Origin of the sequence: Parapedobacter luteus (assembly GCF_900168055.1) — a bacterium.
GTDB classification, from domain to species: Bacteria; Bacteroidota; Bacteroidia; order Sphingobacteriales; family Sphingobacteriaceae; genus Parapedobacter; species Parapedobacter luteus.
Genome location: NZ_FUYS01000003.1, coordinates 420376 through 444406 on the forward strand (window position 1 = coordinate 420376; position 24031 = coordinate 444406).

Annotated in this window: 24 protein-coding genes and 1 tRNA gene; 13 read left to right on the plus strand and 12 right to left on the minus strand. The window is 45.6% G+C overall.

Translation table 11 applies throughout. The features are described from left to right. Positions 1 to 101 precede the first annotated feature (101 nt). Complete coding sequence (locus tag B5X72_RS08395) at positions 102 to 3872, plus strand: sensor histidine kinase (protein WP_079716388.1); 3771 nt, start codon at positions 102 to 104, stop codon at positions 3870 to 3872. A 13-nt stretch (positions 3873 to 3885) separates the two neighbouring features. Here B5X72_RS08395 and B5X72_RS08400 read toward each other — a convergent pair whose 3' ends face one another. The 4 genes from B5X72_RS08400 to B5X72_RS08415 form a co-directional block, all read right to left on the minus strand. Next, positions 3886 to 4824, minus strand: coding sequence for a hypothetical protein (locus B5X72_RS08400; protein ID WP_079716389.1), 939 nt, complete (start codon positions 4822 to 4824; stop codon positions 3886 to 3888). Positions 4825 to 5020: 196 nt separating this feature from the next. Beyond that, the gene (rfbA, locus tag B5X72_RS08405; RefSeq protein WP_079716390.1) at positions 5021 to 5890 is read right to left on the minus strand and encodes a glucose-1-phosphate thymidylyltransferase RfbA; all 870 of its coding nucleotides are present in this window, start codon (positions 5888 to 5890) and stop codon (positions 5021 to 5023) included. A gap of 28 nt (positions 5891 to 5918) precedes the next feature. Beyond that, on the minus strand, positions 5919 to 6443 hold the full coding sequence (locus B5X72_RS08410; protein WP_079716391.1) for a DUF2911 domain-containing protein: 525 nt from the start codon (positions 6441 to 6443) through the stop codon (positions 5919 to 5921). 59 nt (positions 6444 to 6502) lie between these two features. After that, the gene (locus tag B5X72_RS08415) at positions 6503 to 7024 is read right to left on the minus strand and encodes a hypothetical protein (RefSeq protein WP_079716392.1); all 522 of its coding nucleotides are present in this window, start codon (positions 7022 to 7024) and stop codon (positions 6503 to 6505) included. A 115-nt stretch (positions 7025 to 7139) separates the two neighbouring features. Here B5X72_RS08415 and B5X72_RS08420 point away from each other — a divergent pair, with 115 nt between their 5' ends. The 5 genes from B5X72_RS08420 to B5X72_RS08440 all read left to right on the plus strand — a co-directional run bounded on the left by B5X72_RS08420 (position 7140) and on the right by B5X72_RS08440 (position 10596). Continuing rightward, positions 7140 to 7472, plus strand: a complete 333-nt coding sequence (locus B5X72_RS08420; protein WP_079716393.1) for a hypothetical protein — start codon at positions 7140 to 7142, stop codon at positions 7470 to 7472. A 56-nt stretch (positions 7473 to 7528) separates the two neighbouring features. Continuing rightward, positions 7529 to 8449, plus strand: coding sequence for a lysylphosphatidylglycerol synthase transmembrane domain-containing protein (locus tag B5X72_RS08425; protein ID WP_079716394.1), 921 nt, complete (start codon positions 7529 to 7531; stop codon positions 8447 to 8449). An 11-nt stretch (positions 8450 to 8460) separates the two neighbouring features. Then, the gene (locus B5X72_RS08430) at positions 8461 to 9165 is read left to right on the plus strand and encodes an SDR family NAD(P)-dependent oxidoreductase (protein ID WP_079716395.1); all 705 of its coding nucleotides are present in this window, start codon (positions 8461 to 8463) and stop codon (positions 9163 to 9165) included. A gap of 26 nt (positions 9166 to 9191) precedes the next feature. Next, positions 9192 to 9713 (plus strand): hypothetical protein, encoded by a 522-nt coding sequence (locus tag B5X72_RS08435; protein ID WP_139378600.1) that lies wholly within the window; start codon positions 9192 to 9194, stop codon positions 9711 to 9713. A gap of 145 nt (positions 9714 to 9858) precedes the next feature. Further along, positions 9859 to 10596: a lysophospholipid acyltransferase family protein gene (locus B5X72_RS08440; protein WP_079716397.1), complete on the plus strand. Its 738-nt coding sequence runs from the start codon at positions 9859 to 9861 to the stop codon at positions 10594 to 10596. On the opposite strand, the gene B5X72_RS08445 is transcribed toward B5X72_RS08440, so the two are convergent. Further along, positions 10589 to 11722: a glycosyltransferase family 2 protein gene (locus B5X72_RS08445; RefSeq protein WP_233632537.1), complete on the minus strand. Its 1134-nt coding sequence runs from the start codon at positions 11720 to 11722 to the stop codon at positions 10589 to 10591. The two genes, B5X72_RS08440 and B5X72_RS08445, sit on opposite strands and share 8 nt — an antisense overlap. Next, positions 11703 to 12677 carry a lysylphosphatidylglycerol synthase transmembrane domain-containing protein gene (locus B5X72_RS08450; protein WP_079716398.1) on the minus strand — a complete coding sequence of 325 codons (975 nt, stop codon included), beginning with the start codon at positions 12675 to 12677 and terminating at the stop codon, positions 11703 to 11705. Before B5X72_RS08450 ends, B5X72_RS08445 begins: the two co-directional genes overlap by 20 nt. Before the next feature lie 100 nt (positions 12678 to 12777). Between B5X72_RS08450 and ruvC the strand changes: the two genes are divergently transcribed. Continuing rightward, positions 12778 to 13344 (plus strand): crossover junction endodeoxyribonuclease RuvC, encoded by a 567-nt coding sequence (ruvC, locus tag B5X72_RS08455; protein WP_079716399.1) that lies wholly within the window; start codon positions 12778 to 12780, stop codon positions 13342 to 13344. A 4-nt stretch (positions 13345 to 13348) separates the two neighbouring features. Here ruvC and B5X72_RS08460 read toward each other — a convergent pair whose 3' ends face one another. Continuing rightward, the gene (locus B5X72_RS08460) at positions 13349 to 14392 is read right to left on the minus strand and encodes a hypothetical protein (RefSeq protein WP_079716400.1); all 1044 of its coding nucleotides are present in this window, start codon (positions 14390 to 14392) and stop codon (positions 13349 to 13351) included. 398 nt (positions 14393 to 14790) lie between these two features. Here B5X72_RS08460 and B5X72_RS08465 point away from each other — a divergent pair, with 398 nt between their 5' ends. Then, a complete protein-coding gene (locus B5X72_RS08465) occupies positions 14791 to 15264 on the plus strand; it encodes an Lrp/AsnC ligand binding domain-containing protein (protein ID WP_079716553.1) in 474 nt (157 codons plus the stop codon). 103 nt (positions 15265 to 15367) lie between these two features. Here B5X72_RS08465 and B5X72_RS08470 read toward each other — a convergent pair whose 3' ends face one another. After that, entirely contained in the window at positions 15368 to 16666 is a 1299-nt protein-coding gene (locus tag B5X72_RS08470) for an FAD-dependent oxidoreductase (RefSeq protein ID WP_176146130.1), read from the minus strand. 192 nt (positions 16667 to 16858) lie between these two features. Here B5X72_RS08470 and B5X72_RS08475 point away from each other — a divergent pair, with 192 nt between their 5' ends. After that, the gene (locus tag B5X72_RS08475) at positions 16859 to 18529 is read left to right on the plus strand and encodes a glutamine--tRNA ligase/YqeY domain fusion protein (RefSeq protein ID WP_079716402.1); all 1671 of its coding nucleotides are present in this window, start codon (positions 16859 to 16861) and stop codon (positions 18527 to 18529) included. Between the two features lie 7 nt (positions 18530 to 18536). Here B5X72_RS08475 and metF read toward each other — a convergent pair whose 3' ends face one another. The 4 genes from metF to era all read right to left on the minus strand — a co-directional run bounded on the left by metF (position 18537) and on the right by era (position 21672). Next, entirely contained in the window at positions 18537 to 19493 is a 957-nt protein-coding gene (metF, locus tag B5X72_RS08480) for a methylenetetrahydrofolate reductase [NAD(P)H] (RefSeq protein ID WP_079716403.1), read from the minus strand. Positions 19494 to 19583: 90 nt separating this feature from the next. Further along, complete coding sequence (gene rimM, locus B5X72_RS08485; RefSeq protein ID WP_079716404.1) at positions 19584 to 20108, minus strand: ribosome maturation factor RimM; 525 nt, start codon at positions 20106 to 20108, stop codon at positions 19584 to 19586. Positions 20109 to 20203: 95 nt separating this feature from the next. Next, entirely contained in the window at positions 20204 to 20722 is a 519-nt protein-coding gene (locus tag B5X72_RS08490) for a 30S ribosomal protein S16 (RefSeq protein WP_079716405.1), read from the minus strand. Positions 20723 to 20796: 74 nt separating this feature from the next. Then, positions 20797 to 21672 (minus strand): GTPase Era, encoded by an 876-nt coding sequence (gene era, locus B5X72_RS08495; protein WP_079716406.1) that lies wholly within the window; start codon positions 21670 to 21672, stop codon positions 20797 to 20799. A gap of 113 nt (positions 21673 to 21785) precedes the next feature. Here era and B5X72_RS08500 point away from each other — a divergent pair. The 4 genes from B5X72_RS08500 (at position 21786) to B5X72_RS08515 (ending at position 24014) form a co-directional block, all read left to right on the plus strand. After that, a tRNA-Met gene (locus tag B5X72_RS08500) sits at positions 21786 to 21858 on the plus strand. A gap of 326 nt (positions 21859 to 22184) precedes the next feature. Beyond that, positions 22185 to 22760, plus strand: a complete 576-nt coding sequence (locus tag B5X72_RS08505) for a Crp/Fnr family transcriptional regulator (RefSeq protein ID WP_079716407.1) — start codon at positions 22185 to 22187, stop codon at positions 22758 to 22760. A gap of 98 nt (positions 22761 to 22858) precedes the next feature. Beyond that, positions 22859 to 23257: a DUF6326 family protein gene (locus B5X72_RS08510; RefSeq protein ID WP_079716408.1), complete on the plus strand. Its 399-nt coding sequence runs from the start codon at positions 22859 to 22861 to the stop codon at positions 23255 to 23257. Positions 23258 to 23276: 19 nt separating this feature from the next. Then, a complete protein-coding gene (locus B5X72_RS08515; protein ID WP_079716409.1) occupies positions 23277 to 24014 on the plus strand; it encodes an NAD(P)-dependent oxidoreductase in 738 nt (245 codons plus the stop codon). Positions 24015 to 24031 lie beyond the last annotated feature (17 nt).

Below are 24031 nucleotides of genomic sequence, written 5' to 3' on the forward strand. Positions count from 1 at the left end.
GATTAACCCAATACCCTTGTGCTCCCGCAACCTTATTGCGGGAGTTTTTTATGTTATGTAGGGATATTTTTTAATTTTACGTGGAATCATCATTGTAGATTGTGAGCACGGTTGTTAAAATAAGGCTATTATTACTGGTGTTGACCCTATGCTTTATAGGTACGGCCGTCACCATCAATCTTACGTTCAATGATGAAGAAATCCTTCTCCTTGATGCACGTACCATCCAAAACAACCTACATAAAAAAGAGGAGATTGTCTATGATTTCCTTAATGACTCCAGTCTTTTCAATGTGCTTAAGACCTTGGAGAATGACGTCGAACGTACCGAGGAGATTCTCGACTACTTCGTCAATAAACATGAAATTTATCCCTTCGTCTATGTAAACAGTGAATTGGTTATTTGGGGAACGGATAAATTTGTTCCTAAAACAGATGCTGGCATCCGCAATGGTGTCGACATCATACAAACCGGAAATGGCTGGTATGAGTCGATTAAAAAAAATATTGGCAATTTTTCAGCATTATTTTTGATTCCTATCAAGTCAGACTTTCAAAAGAACAATGAGTACTTGCAGAATACGTTTTCGAGAGACCTCATCGAAACCAACAACCTGGAGATAGCCGAATACGATGACCAACTGATTTACAACATCAGAAGCATGACCGGCGAATATTTGCTTTCCGTCAAACTACGTGACGGGCAGCACGACACGTTTTTTTCCAAATTGGAGTTGGCCATGTGGATGCTCGCAGGGTTTTCGGTCATACTTTTGTTCAACATCATCTGTGTGTGGCTAGCCAGACGGGGATGGGTATGGTCTTCCGTGCTGTTGTTTGCATGCTGTCTTGTTGGCATACGTTATTTGGATCTGCATTACGGTCTGTTGGCTTCTCACTTTTACACGGGGCTTTTTGACCCACGAAATTTTGCTTCAAGCTTTCTCTTTCCACATTTGGGTGGTTTCTTCCTGAATATCGTTGCCTTTACTTGGTTCGTCGGTTACTTATATTCTTTCCGGCGTCGGCTGAAAATCCCCGCTTTTGGCTATACCAAAGTAGGGAGTTGCATGTTGATTTTTCTATTCAGCGTGCTGATTTATTTTGTAAGCCATGGCATATCGGTGGTATTTGCGGGGCTTGTCACGAACTCGGGCATCAACTTTGACGTGACGAACATCCTGAATCTTAGCGCATACAGCTGGGTTGGAATATTCGCCCTGTGCCTGAGCATCATGTCGCTTCTCCTGCTCATCGATTTGCTGGTAGAACTCGCCCAAACTTTGATCCCTGATCCGCACAGGCTACTTACTATTGGAACGGTAATTATCTTTTGTGCGGCAGTACTACTTATTTACTTCGGCGATTTTCAGCTCCGGGATTTTCCTGTAACGTTCATTTTACTGAGCACGCTCATAGGGCTGCGCGCTTGGTATGTCAAACGTAAGGGCCAGTTTGATCTAGCCATCTTTATCTCCACCTTACTCCTACTGGCTGCAATCACATCGATAAAACATGGCCAGTTCCAACGCTATAAGAAAGAGGAGGAACAAAAGATGGAGATTTCTAAACTGGAAGCCGTAGATGACGCCAATGCCATTGCATTATTTCATGATTTAGAGAAGGAAATAGTAAAAGATCCAGTCCTTATTGACTACTTTAAGCGGCCAAAAGACGGAAATCAAGAACTACTCAACGAACATCTGAAACGAACCTACCTAAGTGGCTATCTATCCCGATATGAATTTGTTGCAAATGAATTTGACACCAACTGGGTTCCGATTGGTAACAGCTCGGCAAGCAAACGGGAAGCTTACCGGGATAAGGTAATATCCGGTGCGATTAAAGTGTCGGAAAATTTTTACCGTGGCAGTAGTCGGTTCGGCAATTTTGAATATTTCGCCCAGCTTCCTGTAGAAGAGGACGGAAATCCTTTAGGCATTTTGCTTATTGAGATGCAGAACCGATCATTCAGCCAGTTGGCCGCCTATCCCGACATTCTTGCAGACAGCAGAATAGGCCAGCAACAAACAGAATTATCAACCCGCTATGCATACGCTTTCTACCGAGATGGCAACTTGGTAAGCCAATACGGCGATTATGTATATCCGCTGTCCGAAGCGACTTATCCAGCAGAGCAGCGCAAATACATACCGCTGGGCGTCGAAGGCGGCTTTGAGCATATGATGTACCGTCCAAATAGCAGGACACTGATATTACTCAGCCAGCGTCAGCAGAGCAGTTGGATGCAACTGGCAGCATTGTCGTTTATTTTCCTTGTTTTTTTGTTGTTCGCCATACTTGCCTTCATCTGCCAATGGCTGGTCTTGACGTTAAACAGTAATGACTTCAGTTTGCGAAATCTCCGATGGAGCTTCCTGATCCTCACCAATAAAGTACTTTACAGTACACGCATTCAAACGTTTATTGTCGTAGCGGTTGTGTTCACGTTGATCGTTGTCGGTATCATCACCTTCTTCAGCATCAGCAGTCAATTTAGAAAACAACAGGAAAACGGTGTTTTGAAATATGTCGTGGATATTGCCGGAAGGTATGAATCGCGGATACTCAAGGAATCCAACACCAACCGCGGAATATCCACGGACGAGCAATTCAACATCATTGCCGAGTCCATAGCGTCCGACTTAAATCTTTACGGCACCGATGGCCAGCTAATATACTCTACACAACCTAGGATCTACGACCTCCAATTAACGTCTCGTTACATGAATCCCCAGGCTTGGCTGCACATGGCCCGATATCAGCGGTCGGAATTTCTTCAACATGAACATATTGGCGGCTTAAACTTCATTGCCGCTTATGCGCCCATCCGGGATGATGAATATCAGCCGGTAGCCTTTTTAAGTTTACCTCATTACAGCTACCAAAAGGAATTTGACCAAAACGTTGGGTTGCTCCTTAATACGCTCGTTAACATTTACGCATTGATTATTCTGGTATTGGGATTGTTTGCGGTATTCGTCGCAAACAAAATTACCGCTCCGCTGGCGTTAGTACAACGCAGCCTTGCCAAAACCAGCATCGGTAAGCAGAATGAGCCTATCTTTTGGAAAAGGCACGATGAGATCGGTAGCCTTATCAAGGAATACAACCTTATGATTGCCGCGCTTGAACAAAGTGCCAATACCATCATGCGATCCGAGCGGGAATCCGCTTGGCGCGAGATGGCTAAGCAAGTGGCGCATGAGATCAAAAACCCGTTAACACCTCTTAAGCTTGGTATCCAACAGCTGGAGCGATCTTGGAAAGAAAAGGATCCCCGGTTTGACGAACGCTTCGCGAGGTTCAGCGAATCGTTTATTGAGCAAATCGATAGCCTTTCGCTCATCGCATCAGAGTTTTCAGAGTTTGCAAAGATGCCCGACACACAGCTTAAGGAAGTGGATGTGCTGGACATTATCAATAAAGCAGTAGAGGTATTCAGCAATAATGTAGGAGTAAAAATACAAGTAATCAATCAATGCGGCGACGGCCCAATAAACATCCTGGGGGATCGGGACCAACTGCTGCGATCATTCAACAACCTGATAAAAAACTCGATAGAAGCCGCCATAACCAAACGCAGATGCCATATCCATATTACGATAAGTTATGACATGGATAATTATCTTTCGATAGCTGTACGGGACAACGGCCATGGCATCAGCCCCGAAGCGAGGGAAAAGCTATTCCAACCCAATTTTACGACCAAAAGCTCCGGCACCGGACTTGGCCTTGCATTTGTGAAACAAGCAGTAGAAGGTATGGGCGGAAATATCCAATACGAAACAACTGTGGGAAAGGGCACCACTTTCTTGCTGCGTATTCCATCGATAAGCATCCGGAAAACACAGCAGCAAGAGGTTATCTGAGAAACGGGGGATTTTATTTCAACACAACGCTGCTTTGGCCCATGACCGTATTATCCGCATACAGCAATATGGTGTACGTACCTTTCTGAAAGCCCTTTGTGTCCGTCCACTCAATGACATAGTCTGCGCCATCATTCACAAAATTGATGGCCGTCTTATAGGTGTACTGGATTTGGTTGCCGTCAACTTCAAAAAGGCCATTATCCGTTGTCCGTAAATTGCCATTCGGGTCAATTACACGCAGGTAGACGTCATGCATACCCACTTGTGCCAAGGGATTGTCTGCTATTGTAAAGTGAATCTGGAATTTATCTATCCGGCGTGCCCGTGTCTCCACACTTTGCTTATTATTGCTGCGTTCGCGAACGCCGTTTATCGAGATGTTTGAAACTTTGAGGGTTGAAGCCAGCCTGACCTTATCGGTCAGGTCGGTATTTTCCTCTTCAAGTGCAGCTACTCGGTCGGAGGAAGAAGAAATCTCCTGTTTCAATTCATCCCGCTCAGATCGGAGCTGCTCGTTTTGGACTCGAAGATTTTCCACTTCGGTTACGTATTTGGAGACTTGCTGCTTTAATTGGTTGATTTCGTGTTGGGCGCTAACCAGTTGTTCGCGTGTCAGGTTGTTTTGTGTTAATTGGTTGCGCAATGCTGCAATCGTGGTGCGGACACTATCCTGAGCGGCTTTCAAGGAGGTGCTAAGCGTCAGATTCTCGTCTGTTAACCGATCAAGCTCGGCTTCAATCCGATCGATCTCCGCCTGCATACTTATCCGTTCATCCGTTAGCTCGTAGACCCTGTCTCCAGTATTTTTATACTTGATATAAAAATATACATTGGTGGCAAGCAGAGCCAAAATAGCTACTACAAAGAAGTAAATCTTTGTGGAGTCCTTTCTTATTTCGCCAGGTTTGGACTCCATACCTGTTTCTTGCATCGTATGTATTTCTTGCATGGTCTATACATCAAAACGCTATCCTAACACACGGCAACCAGTATGCAAAAATTGTTCCAACATCCTTTCGAAAGAAGGATTGATGTAGCTCGATAACTACAATACGCGAAATAAATTAAATGTCTGACGTCAGGCTTCAGTACGCGGTAAGTCTGCCCTCACACCGAGGGGCATCCTTACCGCTTCGTATCGAAAGTTAGCGCTTTCGCAATACGGATTTCAGGAGATATTGCCCGTATCCACTTTTCAGCAAAGGCTGTGCTATAGCCTCAAGCTGTTGGGCATCAATGAAGCCCATCCGGTAGGCCACCTCTTCAATGCAGCCAATCTTCAGGCCCTGCCGCTCCTCGATGACCTGCACAAATTGGCCTGCCTGCATGAGGGAAGTAAATGTCCCTGTGTCCAACCAGGCCGTACCCCGGCTGAATACGCCTACTTTCAACCGTCCCTGTTCAAGATAAGCTTTATTGACATCGGTGATTTCATATTCACCACGTGCCGAGGGCTGGATACTTTTTGCAATCCCAATCACCGAATTATCGTAAAAATACAAGCCCGGAACCGCATAATTAGATTTTGGATGGGCAGGCTTTTCTTCAATGGAAACCACATTGCGTTGTTCGTCAAACTCGACTACGCCATATCGTTCAGGGTCGGACACCGGATACGCGAACACAACGCCACCATCCGGATCGGCGCTTTGCTGCAGCAAACGCGACAGTCCCTCGCCATGAAAGATATTGTCGCCCAATATCAATGCAACCTTGTCATTCCCTACAAATTGCTCGCCTAGTACAAAAGCTTGCGCCAGCCCATTGGGAACTTCCTGCACCGCATAGGTAAATGAACACCCCAACTGCGAACCATCGCCCAATAATTTGCGGAAAGCAGGCAGATCATGGGGTGTAGAAATGATCAGTACATCACGGATTCCCGATAATAGCAATGTCGATAAAGGATAATAAATCATTGGCTTGTCGTAAACCGGCATCAACTGTTTACTCACTGCCAATGTTAAGGGGTGCAGCCGCGTACCGGAACCCCCGGCTAAAATAATACCTTTCACTTCGTCCGTTAATAATTAGCCCGACACTCTATTTTGCAGCCTTCACCGTAAACGGCACACGCCAAGTTCCCCAAAGTAACGCAACCGTCCCAGTTTTATCAGCGGTGATGGTAAACTGCTCCCTAGACTCATCGCTGTTTGTCGGGGTGGCGGCCACACGCAGGACATCTGCTGACTCGTCATATCGCGTGCCCCATTGATCCCACACCTTATTGAAGATAAGGGTTGTGCTATATTGATCCGGAATGGAGCTAAGCCCATATTTGCCCGCAGGCAACAGCTGCCCCTGAATCAACACGTCTTTGTCTACTTCGAACGTGGTGGTTTCGTTGGCACCTGTGCGCCATCTTTTACCAAGCGGCACAAAATCCGCTGAACCCAGTTGCCGTCCATTGAGCGATGGTTTGCTGTAATGGATTTTTATTGTGACGCCGTCATCGGTGGTGACGTTGACACTATCCGGCGGACTAGCCCGCTGGCTTTTGTCTTGTTGAGCGAAGGAGCTTACCGACAGGGTTGCTACAAACAGCAACGACAATACACTTGCTTTCATGAGTTATAACGTTATAGTTTCACAATATTATCGTAGCAAACGGCTGGGATAGCCATCTCTTAAAACCGTTCGAAATTAAACACCAGATACCCCGTCTGGCCTTCCATATCAACAGGCATCCGCAAGGTGAGTTGATCGGCATCCGCGTAGGCCAAATCCAATCGGTAACCGGCCGTTACATTGCTGGCTTTGTCTCCCGGGTAAATCTTCTTAAATTGAAATTGGGGCTCTCCCCCACTCTTTCCCGGATTATAAATTGACCAAACGATATTACGCACGGCGCCGGGAGCACAAAGCTTACCCTCTGCATCAAAAGTGATGCTTCCCTTGCCGTTGTTTGGCAAATTCCATATGCTCCCAATGAAACATTCTGCCGGAGCTTCTTCAAAAATTGTTTTGACAGCGTAAGCGGACGGAAAGGCCTCTTTATCAATGGAGTGCAATACCCATTGACCTTTCACACCATTACGCCATGCTGAGGCCGAGGGCGCCCCCCCTGTCGTGCCTTGCTGTGACGAGCAAGCGGTTGCACCAATAAAAACAGCTATCAATGCGGCAAACAGAAATGGTAATCTATTCATAGTGTTTAAAAGAAATTGTAAAGATAGTAGATTCTTCTATAAAATATCGTTTTTTTATGCGTGATGTTGAATATTCACGTATGTTTGTTTTTTTAAGGCTAAGAAAGCAATTTACATGACTCCTTCCAAAAACCATACCATCAGTAAATTTGCCGCCAAACTGCTGGTGCGGTTATTTATTTTGTTGCTTTTATTCGCTTTTGCTCCCGCAATTCTCGAGCAAGAGACCGTAAGACCGTTAGGGCAAACGTTCGTATACATTGAGCATAAATGGGCTTTTATATTCCCTGGGTTGCTTTTTCTTTGTTTCCTGGCCTTACTCATTCTCACGCTTCGTCATCGTTATCAAAAAACGGACCTCAACTGGATGCTTTCGCTTAATACCCTTCTGTTGATCATCTATGTCATTATGTTGTATGCCAGGCTCTATCCACTTATCTTCGGATAAGGCCGGATAGTCATCCCATTTTTTTTATCTTTGGGATCTTTATCAACGACGTATGTATGGCTCAAAATAAAATTTGGCGTGCAACCAAAACAGTGCTTAAGATTGCGATCACCGCCGCTGCACTGTATTGGGTGTTCAACAAAGTGGAGCCAAAGGATTTGAAAGAAGCCTTGGCTGGCTCCAATCCGCTGTTTTTGGCGCTGGCTTTTGTGGCTTATACCTGTTCAATTATGATTGCTTCCACACGCCTGAACGGCTTTTTCCGCAATATCGGGCTGGAATTAACCGAAAGGTATAACTTCAAACTTTATCTTTTAGGCTTATTCTATAACCTGTTTTTGCCTGGCGGCGTAGGCGGCGACGGTTACAAAATTTTCTTCCTGCGGCGCAAATTCAAAGTCAAGGGCCGCCATCTCTTGTCTGCGGTTTTTTTTGACCGTCTCAGTGGGCTTTGGGCACTGTGCCTGATAACTTCAGCGTTGATCATCTTCATACCCCGGCTGCAAATTCCAAACGAAGTTCCCATCATAGCTGTCGCGCTGGGCACAGTAGCTTATTATGCGGTGCTCCGCCGATATTTTACTGTATATAGCCGGCATTTCGTGACTACCCATATCAAAGCAATAGGCGTACAGTCAATGCAGGTTGTATGTGCCATCTTCCTACTGTATGCGCTTGGTTTTGAAGGCAAATTTTCGCCTTATTTGTTTATGTTCTTGCTTTCATCGTTAGTGGCGGTGATCCCTTTTACGGTAGGCGGGCTCGGTGCGCGCGAAATGGTCAACGTTTATGGAGCGCAATATTTTCAGCTGGATGAGCATCTGGCTCTGTTAATCAGTTTACTGTTCTACCTAACCTCAGCTACTTTGGCTGCCTCAGGCGCTTATTTTATTTTCCGGCCCCGGAAATTGGGTGAAGATAAGCTGCCCACTTCCGAGGAGGCGGCAATGAGCAATGATGATGAAGACAATAATTAACAAAATAAGCCATGGCAACGATTGTAATCACAGGAGCAAGCAGCGGCATCGGATTTGAAACCGCCTTAGCCTTAGCGGCGACCGGGCATTCGATTGTAGCCGTTGCACGTTCGCAAAGCGGCTTAGGCAACTTACAGCAGGCTTCCGTTCAAAACATTGTCCAATCCAACATACATATTCTGCCGTTTGACATCATACACGGTGATTATGAAAACTCCCTGTTGCCGTTTGTGACGACGCAACTCGGGCATGTAGACATACTGATCAATAACGCGGGTGCACTCATCAACCAGCCCTTCGAAAAGACTTCAATTGATGCATTTTCTGACATGCTTCAGAGCAACTTCATAGGGCCTGTGCACATGATTCAACACCTATTACCTCTGATGCGTCCAGGTAGCCATATTATCAACATTGGCAGTATGGGCGGATTCCAGGGCAGCGTGAAATTTCCCGGCTTAGCTGCTTATTCGGCCAGCAAGGCAGCGTTGCACGCGCTGACCGAGTGCCTTGCTTTGGAATTTGAGGCTAAAGAAATCAAAATAAATTGCTTAGCTTTGGGTTCGGCGCAAACAGAAATGCTTAGAAAAGCGTTTCCACAATATGAGTCGCCTGTGACTGCGTCGGAGATGGGTGCTTATGTTGCGCATTTCGCACTTACCGGTCACCGGCTGTTCAACGGTAAGGTATTGCCTGTAGCGGTTACCACACCATGAATTACAGAAGCATGAATAAAAACAAGATGAAAACGTCAGGTTTATATCAATTAACGTTATTGCTATGCGCCATCGTCGTAACGCTTTCTTGCCGAAATGAATCAAGGGACAGTGCTGAAAATGCAGGCAGTGATGCGGCTGCTGAAATCGCCGAGGAGAATCAAGCACCGCTGCCGTCACTACCCTACATCGCCGTTTTTGATGAAGCGTCGGAGCAACTTGGGGCCGAGAAAAATCCCGATTTTGATGGTTCGCCACTAACCATTGAAGCGCTGACCCAAGCACTAATCACTAACTATCCCGAGATCACCATAGTGGTACGAAACGTATCTAACGACACGCTTTACCTACAGATTCCGGATGCTCAATACCTTACCCAGCAGATGGGATCTTCCGGATCGCAGATGTACTTACTGGAAGCCACGTACGCATATACGGAGCTCCCCGGCATTAATGCCGTCAACTTCGGATTTGAAGAGGGTGATCATGCCATTCCGGGAACATATACCAGAAAGCACTTTGAAGAGCTCCGTGCGCTCCCCAAATAACTCCGTTGGCAGCCCAACTCAGGCTGGTACCGCGGAATATTAGCATGCGATAAATGCGGTCCTGTCGTATTTCATCCTGTATTTGGTAATAGCTGTTTAAATAATATCTTTGCAACCGAGACCGGTTGGTCCTATCGTGTTGCTAATGAGAAAGTTTTTTGGTTATATCCTTTCCCCTGTTTTCTATTTGCTTTTTGGTATCGTCATCACCGTGTTTCATCCTGTCCAATGGCTGTGCCTTAAGCTTGGCGGTTATCAGGCACATAAGAAATCGGTTGATACGCTCAATTGGTGCCTGGTAGCTTGTTATTATGTATTAGGCAATACTGTGAAATTCGTAAATAAGCAACCGTTGCCTACAGACAGGCCGATCCTTTTTGTGGCCAACCATCAAAGCATGTATGATATCCCTCCCTTAATTTTTTTCCTGCGCAAACATCATGGCAAATTCATTTCTAAGATAGAGCTTGCCAAGGGTATTCCCAGCATCTCGTTTAACCTCCGCCATGGCGGGGCAGCCAACATCGATCGCAAAGATCCCAAGCAGTCTATAGCCGAAATCCTCAAGCTGGCCAATCATATGAAGACAAAAAAGTGGTCGGCCTTTATTTTCCCGGAAGGCACCCGCTCAAAAACCGGCAAAGTAAAACCGTTTAATGTGGGCGGCATTGCAACGATACTGAAAAAAGTCCCTGACGTGCTGGTCGTTCCCGTGGTTATAAATCGTTCCTGGGAAATGGTGCGCTATGGTTTTTTTCCACTGAATACATTTACGCGGATGTCCTGGGAAGTGCTCCCTCCCATCGAGCCCCAAGGACTCAGCGCAGAAGAGGTTGTTGCGCAAGCCGAAGCCCGTATCAAGACAAAGATTTTGGTTAATTGACGCGCCTTCCCTTCCATTGATATTTACCTATGTTGCCCGCCATACCAATATACACCATATACACAATGTGTAAAACAGTGAGCAACGGCAGATAGGCCAATAGGCCCATTCGCTTAGCAAACCGGCACAGGGGATACAAAAAGCAGCATTCCACCATCAGTTTCATGGCAAGGGCCAACGTGAACATTGGCCACAGGACAGTGTCGCAACATAGCACCGCGATGCCCGTAAACAGCAATAAACAATTGAACAACCAAATGGCTACACCCAACGCGACGAGCCCTTTATTTTTATAATGCGTGCTTTTGGATGCCCATCGCTTTCGCTGATGAAGGAATCCACGTAAGTTTGCCTTGGCATCGGTATATACAATGGCGTCCCTCGATTTGCAAAACCCAACCTTATCGGGATACTTAGCCGCTACTTTATGCAAAAATAACTCATCGTCACCCGATGCCAAGTGATCAATTCCGTTGAAGCCGCCCATTTCATGAAACACATCGCGACGATAAGCCAGATTCGCCCCATTGCAAGTGGACGGGCGCCGGTGCCCTATGCCCGCGGCACCGAGCCCGATCAGATATAGAAACTCCAGCGTCTGCAATTCTTCAAAAAAACTTCGCTGCTCCGAATATATCACCGGGGCAGAGACTAAAAAGCTATGATGTTGTTCTACATAACTCACTATTGTAGCCAGCCAATTCTTACCCATCCGGCAATCGGCGTCTGTGGTGACGATAAGTTCGCCGGTCGCAACGGCGATAGCCGTAGATATCGCCTTCTTCTTATAAGAGTTCAGCGGTTCAGACTCGTTTAACTTCAGCAGCTTAACCCCTAAAGGGGCAAACGTCTGTACAATAGCCGACGTATTGTCCGTAGAATGGTCGTCTACCACGATGACCTCCAACAGATCCGCTGGAAAATCCTGCGCCAGGATATCACTAAGCGTGCGCCCGATATTGGCTTCTTCGTTACGTGCCGCTATAAGCACACTGACCTTGGTCACAGGTCTTGTTTTTTTTGAGAAAACGGGGAGCGCCAGCCAGCCAGCGCGCATATACCATACCAATACCGCGTATATTCCTGTAAATACCGCTAAAAAGACGTTAATTAGCTGTGTCGCCAAAGAAATTAATTTTTAGAACAAACACCGAACCTAAAATGGCGGGCAATATAAGGTTTATAAACCAAACGCAAGAAGCTATCGCCATTACCGCAATATCTTGATCAGTAATGTGCGCATATAAATAGCTTGCGGTAACGCTTCTAATCCCAAAATCAAAAAGGTCAAGTGTCGGTAATGCCGACTGGACAAAGAAGAGAATGAATATCATCAACAACATGGGCAGAAATTCAATACCCGGGATAATAACCAGCATCAAGATACAATACTGCGACGTAAAAATAACAAACCTTGCCAACGAGTTGAGAAACACCAACGCCAATTCACGACGACTGTAACGGGTCAAAATTTCAAAGAAACGATGAAACCGGCGAAGGAACCCAATCCGCTTTATCCAGCCGTTAATCAATTTGACATTGAAATAGAGTACGACAAAAAAACCTGCGTACAATACAGCCAATAACCAAAGGGCAGCCCCATAAATAAAGCTAATATCAAAAAACCGGTTGACAAACCACGCAATACTTAGCGAACCCGCGACACTCGTCAGCACCAGCTGAGCCAATGCACCTATCCCCATGGCCACTACACCAAAAATACGTTTACGCGGCGGAAGGAACATAACCCGCCCCCCATATTCACCTATTCGATTGGGCGTAAATACCGCCCATGTTAATCCGCAAAAAACAGACTGCACGGACGCCCACAAACTTATCCGTTCGATATACCGGCAAAGGTATCGCCACTTTACCGCTTCTAAAAACCAGTTGACAAACATCAGTGCCGCCACTACCGATAGCGTGGCAGTTACGCCATCTGCGCCTAACTCACGCATCAGCCGTCCGAACTCCCGTAAATTTTTGTGATTGTTGAGCTTGTGATACAGCACCCAGACCACCAGCAGCAAAATGGCGATTTTAAGGACTGCACTTAATATCTTTTTTGTTCTATTGCTCAAACCAGATGATTTGCGTGCAATGTTACTAAAATTTACGAGCCAAACCTAACGGGATGATTTATGGCCGGTTTATTCGAACGAAAAGCCGTAATATTGCATCATGCAACAACCCGCTAACAAGGAGCGAATCATATTGGGCATTGATCCCGGCACGACGGTACTGGGATATGGGATCATCAAAGAAACCGGCAGGATGCTCTCTCTTGTCAGCCTTGGCGTAGTCAAACTGGATCATCTGGATGACCACGGTCTAAAGTTACAACGCATCTTCCAAAAAACCAGCAACCTTATCGAACAGTATCAGCCCGATTGCGTAGCTCTTGAAGCGCCTTTCTATGGCAAAAATATTCAAGTGATGCTCAAGCTCGGCCGCGCACAAGGAGTGGCCATGGCAGCGGCGTTGAATAAGGACATCCCCATCTTTGAATACGCCCCTCGCAAAATTAAACAATCCGTCACCGGCAACGGCAACGCGGCGAAAGAGCAAGTAGCGGCAATGCTTAAGACCCTGCTAAGGTTTGAAGAAACCCCGCAGTTTTTGGATGCTACGGATGGATTGGCTGTAGCCGTCTGTCATGCATTCCAAAACAGGCCATCGACTTCGAAAAAAGGGAACTATTCAAGCTGGGAAGCGTTTGTACGCAACAACGCAGACCGTTTAAAGTAAATCATCATAATTTTACCTGCCGAATTACATTTTTTACATTCAATTCGATTATATCGGTCATCGTACGGCATTTCAGGTAGTGATGATTTTGATAATAATGAGCGTACCCCTCCCTAAGCTGCTTGACGTTGGCAGACGTAGACAATTCTTCGGTGTTGGAAACATCACGTAAGGCTGCAATTCGATGACGTTCGCTACGCACACGGTGCACAATGGATGAACGCTCTTCCTGCTGGTATTGCAATACCGTGCGGTCGGTCAGGTGCTCCATGCAAAGCCTGACATACGGTAAATTGTCTTTGAAAAACTGAGGCATGTACACCTTCGGATTGCCCTCGTAAAATTGCTGGTCAAAATCAATCGCACGAATACGGAATTGGAAATCATCAAAGTCGGGCGTAATCTGCATAACAAAATTATACGCCCGCATATCACCCAAAAGCGTGATAATACACCGCTCATTGAATTTTACAAATTCCTTTGCAATCCGTTTTGGATTATAGTCGGTATTATACATCAACGATTTAGCGAATACATCTCCAGGAATCCCCACAATATGTTCCTCCACGAGTGTCTGCCCATCTACCATGTAATTCACCGGATTAGGAGATATTATCTGTTCCAGTTCCAAGCCATATATCCGAGATGCATCTGCCTGCTTCACATAGAAATAATCATATACATCATTCAATCGGTTTACAATGCGTATCCGAAAAGGATGTGTATTGCCGAAAGCACAATATTCCACCCTATCAATGTATTTATGCTCCACAATCCGAGTGTTACCGGAAGCTTTAAGCTGTGCATAAATAATTTTCAATCCATTGTAGAGATTTTCTTGAATATGTGGTGGATAAAGCGGCGTTTCCCATAAGGTATCCTTCCCATTTTTGTCGATAACCGGTACAGTTTCATAGAAATCCAACAAATTTTTATAGCTGATGGGCATCCGGGCATCGCGCTGATAGGTACGCAGGTACTTCTGCAGCGCAGGGGCCACCGGATATACCGGCTTCTTACGAGAAATTCTTACATCTTCAGCTTCCATACATTCATACCGAACTAGTAGGTAAAAATACGCTTTTTAATATATACATCAGAAAATTAAAAAGTCTTCATAAATAACTGTAATTTAGCCTAAATTTTTAAAGAATTGGCAATAAATACGGGTTTAATCTATCAATTGAACAAAGAACCGACAAACAATATCAGATATAAAAGGAAGAAGCTCCTTTGGGAGAGGAGCTTCTACGCTAACCAATTATAAACCTATATTAAATTGAGGGAGGGCAATACCAAAATCAGCAGTCGTCATTGTTTTTTGCTGATCGATTGATACAAAAGTAATAATAATATTGATTTATTAAAGTTTTTTTATCAAAAAAATTCAATTTTTACGTTTTTTATAATTAAATTTGAGATAATTTGAAAAAAACATCAATTTTTATGGAAAAAAAGCACGAAAATTTAGACCTTGACAACTTAGATATCCAAATTTTATCTATTTTAATGAACGATGCCTCCATACCTTACACCGAAATTGCAAAAAAACTGATTGTATCGGGAGGAACCATACATGTCAGGATGAAAAAAATGGAAGAATTAGGCATCATAAGAGGATCAAGCCTAATTATTAATCCACAAAAGGTTGGATTTGACATCACAGCCTTTCTTGGCATCTATTTAGAGAAGGGCTCTCAATACAACAATGCCGTTGAACAGCTAAAACAGGTAAAGGAAGTTGTAGAATTGCATTACTGTACCGGGACGTACAGCATGTTCGCCAAGATCATTTGCCGGGATACGACACATCTGCGAAAAGTACTAAACGAAGATATTCAGTCAGTGAAAGGCATACAACGAACAGAAACCATCATTTCGCTTGAGGAAAGTATCAAACGGCAGATCAGTTTGGTATAGGCCAAAACTCAATAGCCTAAACCCAAGCATCAATCGGGAAGCATTGCTCCGTAAGCCATAGACGGAGCAATGTAAAATCCATTCGGAAAGCAAAGCTGACCAACTACCGCTGGAGGACCCCATCCAGGCCCACCTTCACATCAAACGGTTTACAATATGCATCCAGCAATACCGCGGTAAGCCTCCGGGTCAGCGGTATGTTTTCGTCATATTCACCATCCAACTGGAAGCGGCGTTTCCAGTATTTTTGCACCTGCCCTTCCAATTCGTTTCCGCGCTGCCCCACAAATTTGATATAGCTAAACAAGTCGGTTAGCGTTAATGTATCGACATCGGGATGATCGACAAACCAAATCTGGCTTCTTGAAAAAAGCTGGTTTGAAACCGGCTTGATTTCGTCGGCCGTCACAGGCTGATCGACATCGAAATACAGTCTGCCATCGCTGTCGGCTCTTCCCAACAGCATACCCGTAGCACCGATGCGCTGAATAGCCGCGAAATGCGGATCTTCAATGGCTACATCACCAAAGGGAATCAGACGCGCTCCATATTGCAGTATTTCACCCTGCACGTTCCGACTATCCAATTTATCTGAGGTTGTTTTGAAAAATGCCGTGTATGCGGCCGCCGCACCGACCGCCTGCCCCACATGCATTAATAACGGAATATCGTCAACCGTGCCGCTTAACAAACGTTCGATTACCGGCAGTCTGTGAGTCACAAAGAGGTTGCTATCGTCCGGGGGTACCAGCGAAGCTAAAGGCAATGTAAAGGATCGCCCGCCCAAATCTCCGACGGCCACTCCAGTACGGGAAAGCCCCTCATAAGCACCAGCTTGGAAATAGTCATCCGCCAATGCTGTTCGCGCCGCTATACTATCCACATTGCCCTTAGCCAATTGATAAAGATAGGCGTCAACCGATGCATCAATCACAGCCCGCACCTTGAAGCGGCTTCGATCGGCCAGCTCGATTTGCCAACTTTTACCTGATTTTTTAACGGAACGCAATTGCCCTCCTTCAATTAGTGTCAGGTTTTTATTTGCCTTTAATACACTGTCGACGACATTCTGTACAATTCGAGGGTTTATCCGTCGTTTGGCCAGAGCCGATAGGGAATCACTGGGTTTGTCATGGCGCAACGTATTTGCCAATAGTTTGGCCCATATTCCGGCATCCAGACCGGTGTTGGCATCGACGGAAACTACCGTTGAAGTCAACTCCGGCATTACCTTATCCCCGTTTATGACCCAAACGGTATTCAGATTTGACATGCAGGATTGCAGCGCTGCGGCATACGCATCCGGACCATAACCATATACCAGCACCTCCGGATGCTTGCTTTGGGACATGCTCCACAGCGGTGCAATAAAAATTAGGAAGTATATATACAGTTTATTCATATTAGCCGATTTGAAAGAAAACGTAAAATTAGACATAAATGCTTCACCAAGGTTTATTTTTTGATTTTTTGGCTGCAAGCCGTAAACTATAGACTGCAGGCTGTAAGCTGTAGGTATCGGCTGTTCGTAGCAACTACAGCTTAAAGGTCAAATCCAATAAAAAATCAGCCAACTAATAATTACCTTTGCGACATGATAAATGAAGAAAAATCACTCAATTTCCTGGAGGAAATTATCGAAGAAGATATACGTAAGGGCAAACATGGTGGCAGGGTACTTACCCGTTTCCCACCCGAGCCCAATGGTTACCTTCATATCGGCCATGCAAAATCCATCGTGCTCAACTTTGGTCTTGCGCAAAAATACAACGGAAAAACCAATTTGCGGTTTGATGACACCAATCCGGTGACTGAAGAAACCGAATATGTGGACAGCATAAAAAACGACATTAGGTGGCTCGGCTTCCAATGGACCGAAGAGCTTTATACATCTGATTATTTTGAGATTTTATATGGTTACGCCATAAAACTCATCAAAAAGGGGCTCGCGTACGTAGACGACAGCACGCCGGAAGAAATAGCCGCATCCAAGGGCACCCCCACCGAACCGGGCAAGCCTACCCCATACCGGGACCGCAGCGTGGAAGAAAACTTGCGCTTATTCGAAGCTATGCGGGATGGTAAATTTCCCGACGGTGCTAAGGTTTTACGGGCCAAAATTGATTTGGCCAACCCCAACATGCATCTGCGGGATCCGTTGCTGTACCGAATCAAACATGCACATCATCATCGCACTGGCGATAAATGGTGTATCTATCCGATGTACGATTTCGCACACGGGCAAAGCGATTCGATCGAACAAATCACCCATTCGGTATGTACACTTGAGTTCGTACCCCATCGACCGCTCTATGACTGGCTCATTGAACAGTTGGAAATTTTCCCGTCGAAACAATACGAGTTTGCTCGTTTAAACCTTAACTATACCGTCATGAGCAAGCGTAAACTCCTGCAACTGGTCAACGAACGGCATGTGGAGGGATGGGACGATCCCCGTATGCCAACCATCAGTGGACTGCGCCGGCGCGGATACACGCCAGCAAGCATCCGCAATTTCTGCGAACGCATAGGCGTAGCCAAACGCGAAAACATCATCGATGTAGGATTGCTGGAATTTTGCATACGTGAGGATCTCAATAAAACGGCATGGCGCCGCATGGCTGTGTTAGATCCCGTGAAATTGGTCATTACCAACTACCCTGAAGGCCGGGAAGAAATCCTCTCGGGCGAAAACAACCCCGAAGTAGCAGGCGGCGAAGGTGAACGTGACATCCCATTCGGCCGCGAGCTGTGGATAGAACGCGAAGATTTCATGGAAAACCCGCCGAAGAAGTTTTTCAGGCTCGCACCTGGACTGATGGTCCGGCTTAAACATGCTTATATCGTCAAATGTGATGACGTTGTAAAAGATGCCACAGGGAGCGTGATCGAAATTCACTGCACTTATATACCGGAGTCCAAAAGCGGCGAAGACACCAGTGGCCTCAAGGTAAAAGGCACCATCCACTGGGTGAGCGTAGCGCACGCCAAAACCGTGGAGATTCGACTATATGACCGGCTGTTTAACGTAGAAAACCCAGCTGCCGAGGAAGATTTCAAAGCCAGCATCAATCCGGATAGCCTCCAGATAATCAAGAGCGCATACGTAGAACCCGACCTATTGAACGCCGACCCGGGCAAAGGGTACCAATTCATTCGGAAGGGATATTTTACACTAGACACGAAGTCTCCGTCTGACAAGCTGGTATTCAACCGCACCGTAACATTGCGGGATACGTGGGCCAAGGAAATGCAGAAGGAATAAGGCCGTTTCAGAAAACGGCCTGTATAATGCGTTTAGTCGGATTCGGGTTACCCATGGTGTAGAAATGCAAGACAGGGGCTCCCATGGCAATGAGCTCCTTGCATTGATGGATCATCCATTCAATTCCTACATCCCGAACTTCCTGTTCGGATCGACAAGCCTGCACCGCCTCACTCAATTCCAAGGGGATGTCCAAGTGGAATGTTTTCGGCAGGCTCACCAACTGCTTACTTCCGGTCAACGGCTTCAGCCCGGGAATAATGGGGATATGGATGCCATTGGCCCGGCACCTATCGACAAACGCCTTGTACTTGCTGTTGTCGAAAAACATCTGGGTGACTATAAAGTCCGCACCCAAATCCACTTTCATTTTCAGGTACTTGAAATCTGTATCGAGGTTTGGCGACTCAAAATGCTTCTCCGGATAGCCCGCCACTCCGATGCAGAAGTCCGTCCGCTCGGAGTTTTCCATATCCTCATGCAGATAACGGCCATTGTTCATATTAACCACGTGCTGCAGCAAGTCGGAAGCATAAGCATGCCCGCCCGGCGTAGGGATAAACGAACTATCACTTTTGCGGGCATCGCCCCGCAACACCAGTACATTGTCAATCCCCAAAAACTGCAGGTCAATGAGTGCATTCTCGGTTTCCTCCTTGGTAAAGCCCCCACAGATCAGGTGAGGCACAGCATCCACCTTATATTTATTGATAATCGCAGCGCACGTAGCCACCGTACTGGGCCGCTTGCGGTATGCCACCTTTTCAAGCAACCCATTGGGATGCTGTTTATAGATATAGTCTTCGCGCAGGTAAGTAACATCGATGAACGGCGGATTGAACTCCATCAACGGATCAATAGCGTTAAAGATGGATTGTATGCTCTGCCCTTTGACGGGTGGCAATATTTCAAAGGAAAATAGCGTCTTTCCTTTAGCGTTCTTAATATGTTCGGTTATTTTCATACCAGCGAGCCCTGACTTTGCAGCCGCCAAACTTAGATAAATTCGCCTTTATATGCAAAGCGAATTTGTTGCGCTGCCGCCGTTGACCGCTTAAGAGGAATACACATCTATCAAACCTTCCGGCAAATCCACGTTGAGTCGGCTGTCAACTGCATCAATGGACACAATCAATTTGTCATTCAACGGAAACATGAGTTCATTACCTTTATAATTCACTGTCGCGACATGCTGCTGCGGATATTCATGAATAGCGATGATCTGGCCTAATCGGCCGTATGTCACATCGTATACGACAAAGCCCTTTAAGTCAGTGATCCGGAAGTCACCAGGATGCCGTTCAGGCCGTTTATTATTGGGAAGATATACCTTTTTACGAACCAGCGCTTGCGCCTTGTCCACATGATCGACATCTTCAAGGAAAATATAAGCGGTACGATTGGGCTGCAATTTCAGGTTTTCCACGAAAAAGGGCACCAGTTTACGATCAACCTCCAAAAACAGCACATCGAGTTCCAGCATCTCATAGTCTTCAAACTCGAAGAACAGTTGTACCTCCCCCTTAAGTCCCCGGGTTTTGCTAATATAACCAATATAAAAGTTGTCGGGAAATTCCATTTTTTACTTAATACATGATGAGCGGCTCAAACATAAAAAAACCGCTTCAGGTGCATATATCACGAAGCGGCTTTGTTTTTCCGGCGAAATTTGATTTATTCGGCAGTCTCATCGGAGGCTGCAGCCTCTTCCTCGGCTGGAGATTCTTCAGCAGGAGGCGTATTCTTGGCTTTAATAGCCTCAGCTATTTCCGCTTTCTTTTTCGCTTCAGCAGCCAACGCTGCTTTCTTCACCTCTTCTTTAGTTTGAGCTAAGCCTTCTTTCTTACCTTGGATTTTAGCTTCCTTGGCTTTCAACCATTCTTCAAACTTGGTATCAGCGGTAGCTTCATCAAAAGCCCCTTTTTTCACGCCACCCAACAAATGCTTCTTATAAAGCACGCCCTTGTACGACAAAATCGCGCGGGTCGTATCCGTTGGCTGTGCTCCTTTATCCAACCAGTCCAGTGCCTTATCGAAATTCAGATCGATAGTCGCCGGGTTGGTGTTGGGGTTGTACGAACCGATACGTTCGATGAATTTTCCATCGCGGGGTGCACGTGAATCGGCCACCACTACGTAGTAAAAAGGCTTACCTTTTTTACCGTGTCTTTGCAATCTAATTTTAACTGCCATTTCCTTTTTGTTAATATGTATCCAACATAGTCCCCGGAGTTTCGCGCTGCGGGGCTGCAAAGGTAGGAAAACTATTACTCATAACCAAACCGTTTCAGGTAATTATCTTTCTTCCGCCAATCGGGGATCACCTTTACAAAGAGTTCTAAAAACACCTTCTTTTGCAGGAACGCTTCAACATCCTCCCGCGCATAGGTACCCACTTTCTTAATCATACTACCACCCTTCCCGATAATAATATTTTTCTGTGAATCACGCTCCACGATGATTTCCGCGCTGATGCGGGTAATGGCGGGTTCTTCCTTGAATGCCGTGATGATCACCTCCGTACTATAGGGAATTTCTTTTTCATAGAGCTTGAACACTTTTTCCCGTATGATTTCCGATACGAAGAAGCGCTCGCTCTTATCCGTAAGTGCGTCTTTTTCATAATAAGGAGGGTGTTCGGGAAGATGTTCCAAAATAAAAGACATGACCGCTGCCAGATTATGCCCGTGCAATGCGGATATTGCAAAGACCGCTTGTGGATGCAGGGTTTCTTCCCAAAAAGCGATTTTGCTTTTAACTTCTTCCTCAGTCGACTTATCTATCTTATTAATGAGCACCGCTACCGGTGAAGTGGTCTTCCGCAACTTTTCGATGACGTCACGTTCGTCATATCGTTCCTGGATATCCGCCATCAATAAAATGACATCGGCATCGATAAGTGAACCCTCTACAAAACTCATCATTGACGCTTGAAGTGTATAGGCTGGTTTGATGACTCCCGGGGTATCCGAAAATACAATTTGATAATCCGGTTCATTCACAATCCCGATGATCCGATGCCGGGTAGTTTGGGCTTTAGGGGTCACGATAGACATCTTTTCACCCACTAACGCATTCATTAACGTAGACTTACCCGCGTTTGGCTTTCCAATGATGCTCACGAATCCGGCTTTGTGCGACATTTTTTTTACAATTTGATTTGTTTTGCAAAGAAACAAATTATATCTTTGCAGTCCAATTCGGAAATAGAATTAAAATCCGGCAGCGATTGCAGGAACTTATTATAAAGATACATTGCGGGGTGGAGCAGTTGGTAGCTCGTCGGGCTCATAACCCGAAGGCCACAGGTTCGAGTCCTGTCCCCGCTACTTCGAGAACGAGGCGATTAACAAAAGTTAGTCGCCTTTTTTCGTTATTATGATTTATTGAATATTCCTTAATTCTTGCGGCTTGACACTTCTTATCTGAGGAGGATCGGAAATTGGGTGCACATTTCCACTCGGCGCTTGCGATCTTAAAGCTTACAGAACCGGTTGCCGCTAAGCCGTAACCATTCGGGCTATCGTGCAGCCTTATCAAATTCAGACTGGAAATAAGTAAAAAAGTCTTTACCTTTAACTCCACGGAATAAAATAAAAAAAACAATTCCAGCGGGCACCGTCACGATGTGTAGTGACAAAAACAATAGACGGAAATGCAAGACCTGTTATTTAACTTTATCTCAAAGTTCGTTTCCCTTACGGAAGATGAAAAAAAAGCAATAGCCGCTTTCGACATATTCCGATCGGTAAAGAAGGGAACGGTCTTACTCAAAGAAGGACAGCTATCCAACAATTGCTACTTTGTCTTAAAAGGCTGCCTGAGGACCTATTACATCATTGACGGCGACGAAAAAACAACGGCCTTTTATACCGAGATGGAAGGCATCACCCCACATTGTGTGATGAGCGGCAACCCATCCGTATACTACATCGCTGCTGTTGAAGATACAATCATCACCGCCTCCACACCTGAGATGGAACACGAGACATTCGCAAAATTCCCGAAGTTTGAAACGCTTTGCCGGATGTTTTCGGAACAAGAACTCGCCAAAAGCCAACTTACACTTGATGATTTCAAGACCTCATCACCCGAACAGCGGTACCTGAAATTGCTTCGTAACCGTCCCGACCTATTGCAGCGTGTACCACAGCATCAAATTGCAAGCTTTTTAGGGATTACACCCCAGTCGCTAAGCCGGATCCGAACCCGTATATCCGGAAAGACTTAATGCCTGCTGGATTTCTTAACTTAAGTGAACGTTTGTGACGTCGGTGTTGCGTAATTTTCCAACGGCTAAACAGGACGAATGTAAATTTGCAAAAAACAATGGACAAAAAAGTATTGCTTTCCACGCTATGGATATTTTTGACAGTGAATTTCATCTTTTGCGATGTGTTTACACTCATGCACGCCGACGATTTGAAAAACATATTGAACGGTAGGGTCGGTGATATGCAGATAACCCAGGAGTTTCTCCTGGCGTTTGCTGTCATGATGGAAATCCCGATGCTGATGATTTTGCTTTCCCGTCTATTGAGGTATCAATCAAACCGGATACTGAATCTAATTTTCGGCATACTGCTGGCCATTATCCAACTATGGAGTCTGACTGTCGGGGGCAACACACTGCATTATTGGTTTTTCAGCATAGTCGAGATTGCAGCCTGTATCGGTATTGTGTGGTCTGCATGGAAATGGAAGAAAGAGGAAACCGCAATTAGGTAACCGATGATCGAATACAAAAATGAAAACGTTGATAGTCGGGGCCAGCGGGGCGACGGGAAAGCTTTTGGTGGAGCAACTTCTGGCAGCAGGGCAGCATGTTAAAGTAGTAGCCCGTCCAACGAGTAATTTACCTGACCATTGGAATAATAATAAGCAATTGATGGTAATCCAAAGGAATATAACGGAAATCACCATCGAAGAAATGGCTAAGATCCTGTCGGACTGCGATTCGGCAGCTTCCTGCCTTGGCCATAACCTGACCTGGAAAGGTATTTTTGGAAAGCCGAGAAAACTCGTTATGGACACGGCAATTCTGTTATGCCAAGCCATTGACCAAAACGCGCCTCAAAAACCAATCCGGTTCGTTTTGATGAACACGGCGGGGAACCGGAATAGGGGTATAAACGAACCTGTTTCAATGAGGCAAAGCATAGTAACCGGATTACTCAGGTTGTTTCTTCCACCGCACACGGACAACGAAAAAACAGCGGACTATTTAAGAAAAGAAATCGGGCAGAACAATGCATACGTTGAATGGGTTGCCGTCCGCCCCGATAATTTGATAAATGAAGAAGAGGTAACGGAATATGCGTTGCATCAATCACCAACAAGAAGTGCAATCTTCAATCCGGGTAAAACAAGCCGTATCAATGTGGCACACTTTATGGCGAGGCTTGTATTGGACGACCAGCTATGGAATACGTGGAAAGGACAAATGCCGGTAATCTACAACCATAGCAAAGACGAAATAAAATAACCTAAACCCGCAAACGA

Coding starts and splice junctions, on each gene's coding strand:
- B5X72_RS08400 (WP_079716389.1), bottom strand. CDS start 4,824: ATGCAAGAAATACATACGATGCAAGAAACAGGTATGGAGTCCAAACCT.
- B5X72_RS08410 (WP_079716391.1), bottom strand. CDS start 6,443: ATGAAAGCAAGTGTATTGTCGTTGCTGTTTGTAGCAACCCTGTCGGTA.
- B5X72_RS08415 (WP_079716392.1), bottom strand. CDS start 7,024: ATGAATAGATTACCATTTCTGTTTGCCGCATTGATAGCTGTTTTTATT.
- B5X72_RS08420 (WP_079716393.1), top strand. CDS start 7,140: ATGACTCCTTCCAAAAACCATACCATCAGTAAATTTGCCGCCAAACTG.
- B5X72_RS08425 (WP_079716394.1), top strand. CDS start 7,529: ATGGCTCAAAATAAAATTTGGCGTGCAACCAAAACAGTGCTTAAGATT.
- B5X72_RS08430 (WP_079716395.1), top strand. CDS start 8,461: ATGGCAACGATTGTAATCACAGGAGCAAGCAGCGGCATCGGATTTGAA.
- B5X72_RS08435 (WP_139378600.1), top strand. CDS start 9,192: ATGAAAACGTCAGGTTTATATCAATTAACGTTATTGCTATGCGCCATC.
- B5X72_RS08440 (WP_079716397.1), top strand. CDS start 9,859: ATGAGAAAGTTTTTTGGTTATATCCTTTCCCCTGTTTTCTATTTGCTT.
- ruvC (WP_079716399.1), top strand. CDS start 12,778: ATGCAACAACCCGCTAACAAGGAGCGAATCATATTGGGCATTGATCCC.
- B5X72_RS08460 (WP_079716400.1), bottom strand. CDS start 14,392: ATGGAAGCTGAAGATGTAAGAATTTCTCGTAAGAAGCCGGTATATCCG.
- B5X72_RS08465 (WP_079716553.1), top strand. CDS start 14,791: ATGGAAAAAAAGCACGAAAATTTAGACCTTGACAACTTAGATATCCAA.
- B5X72_RS08470 (WP_176146130.1), bottom strand. CDS start 16,666: ATGAATAAACTGTATATATACTTCCTAATTTTTATTGCACCGCTGTGG.
- B5X72_RS08475 (WP_079716402.1), top strand. CDS start 16,859: ATGATAAATGAAGAAAAATCACTCAATTTCCTGGAGGAAATTATCGAA.
- metF (WP_079716403.1), bottom strand. CDS start 19,493: ATGAAAATAACCGAACATATTAAGAACGCTAAAGGAAAGACGCTATTT.
- rimM (WP_079716404.1), bottom strand. CDS start 20,108: ATGGAATTTCCCGACAACTTTTATATTGGTTATATTAGCAAAACCCGG.
- B5X72_RS08490 (WP_079716405.1), bottom strand. CDS start 20,722: ATGGCAGTTAAAATTAGATTGCAAAGACACGGTAAAAAAGGTAAGCCT.
- era (WP_079716406.1), bottom strand. CDS start 21,672: ATGTCGCACAAAGCCGGATTCGTGAGCATCATTGGAAAGCCAAACGCG.
- B5X72_RS08505 (WP_079716407.1), top strand. CDS start 22,185: ATGCAAGACCTGTTATTTAACTTTATCTCAAAGTTCGTTTCCCTTACG.
- B5X72_RS08510 (WP_079716408.1), top strand. CDS start 22,859: ATGGACAAAAAAGTATTGCTTTCCACGCTATGGATATTTTTGACAGTG.
- B5X72_RS08515 (WP_079716409.1), top strand. CDS start 23,277: ATGAAAACGTTGATAGTCGGGGCCAGCGGGGCGACGGGAAAGCTTTTG.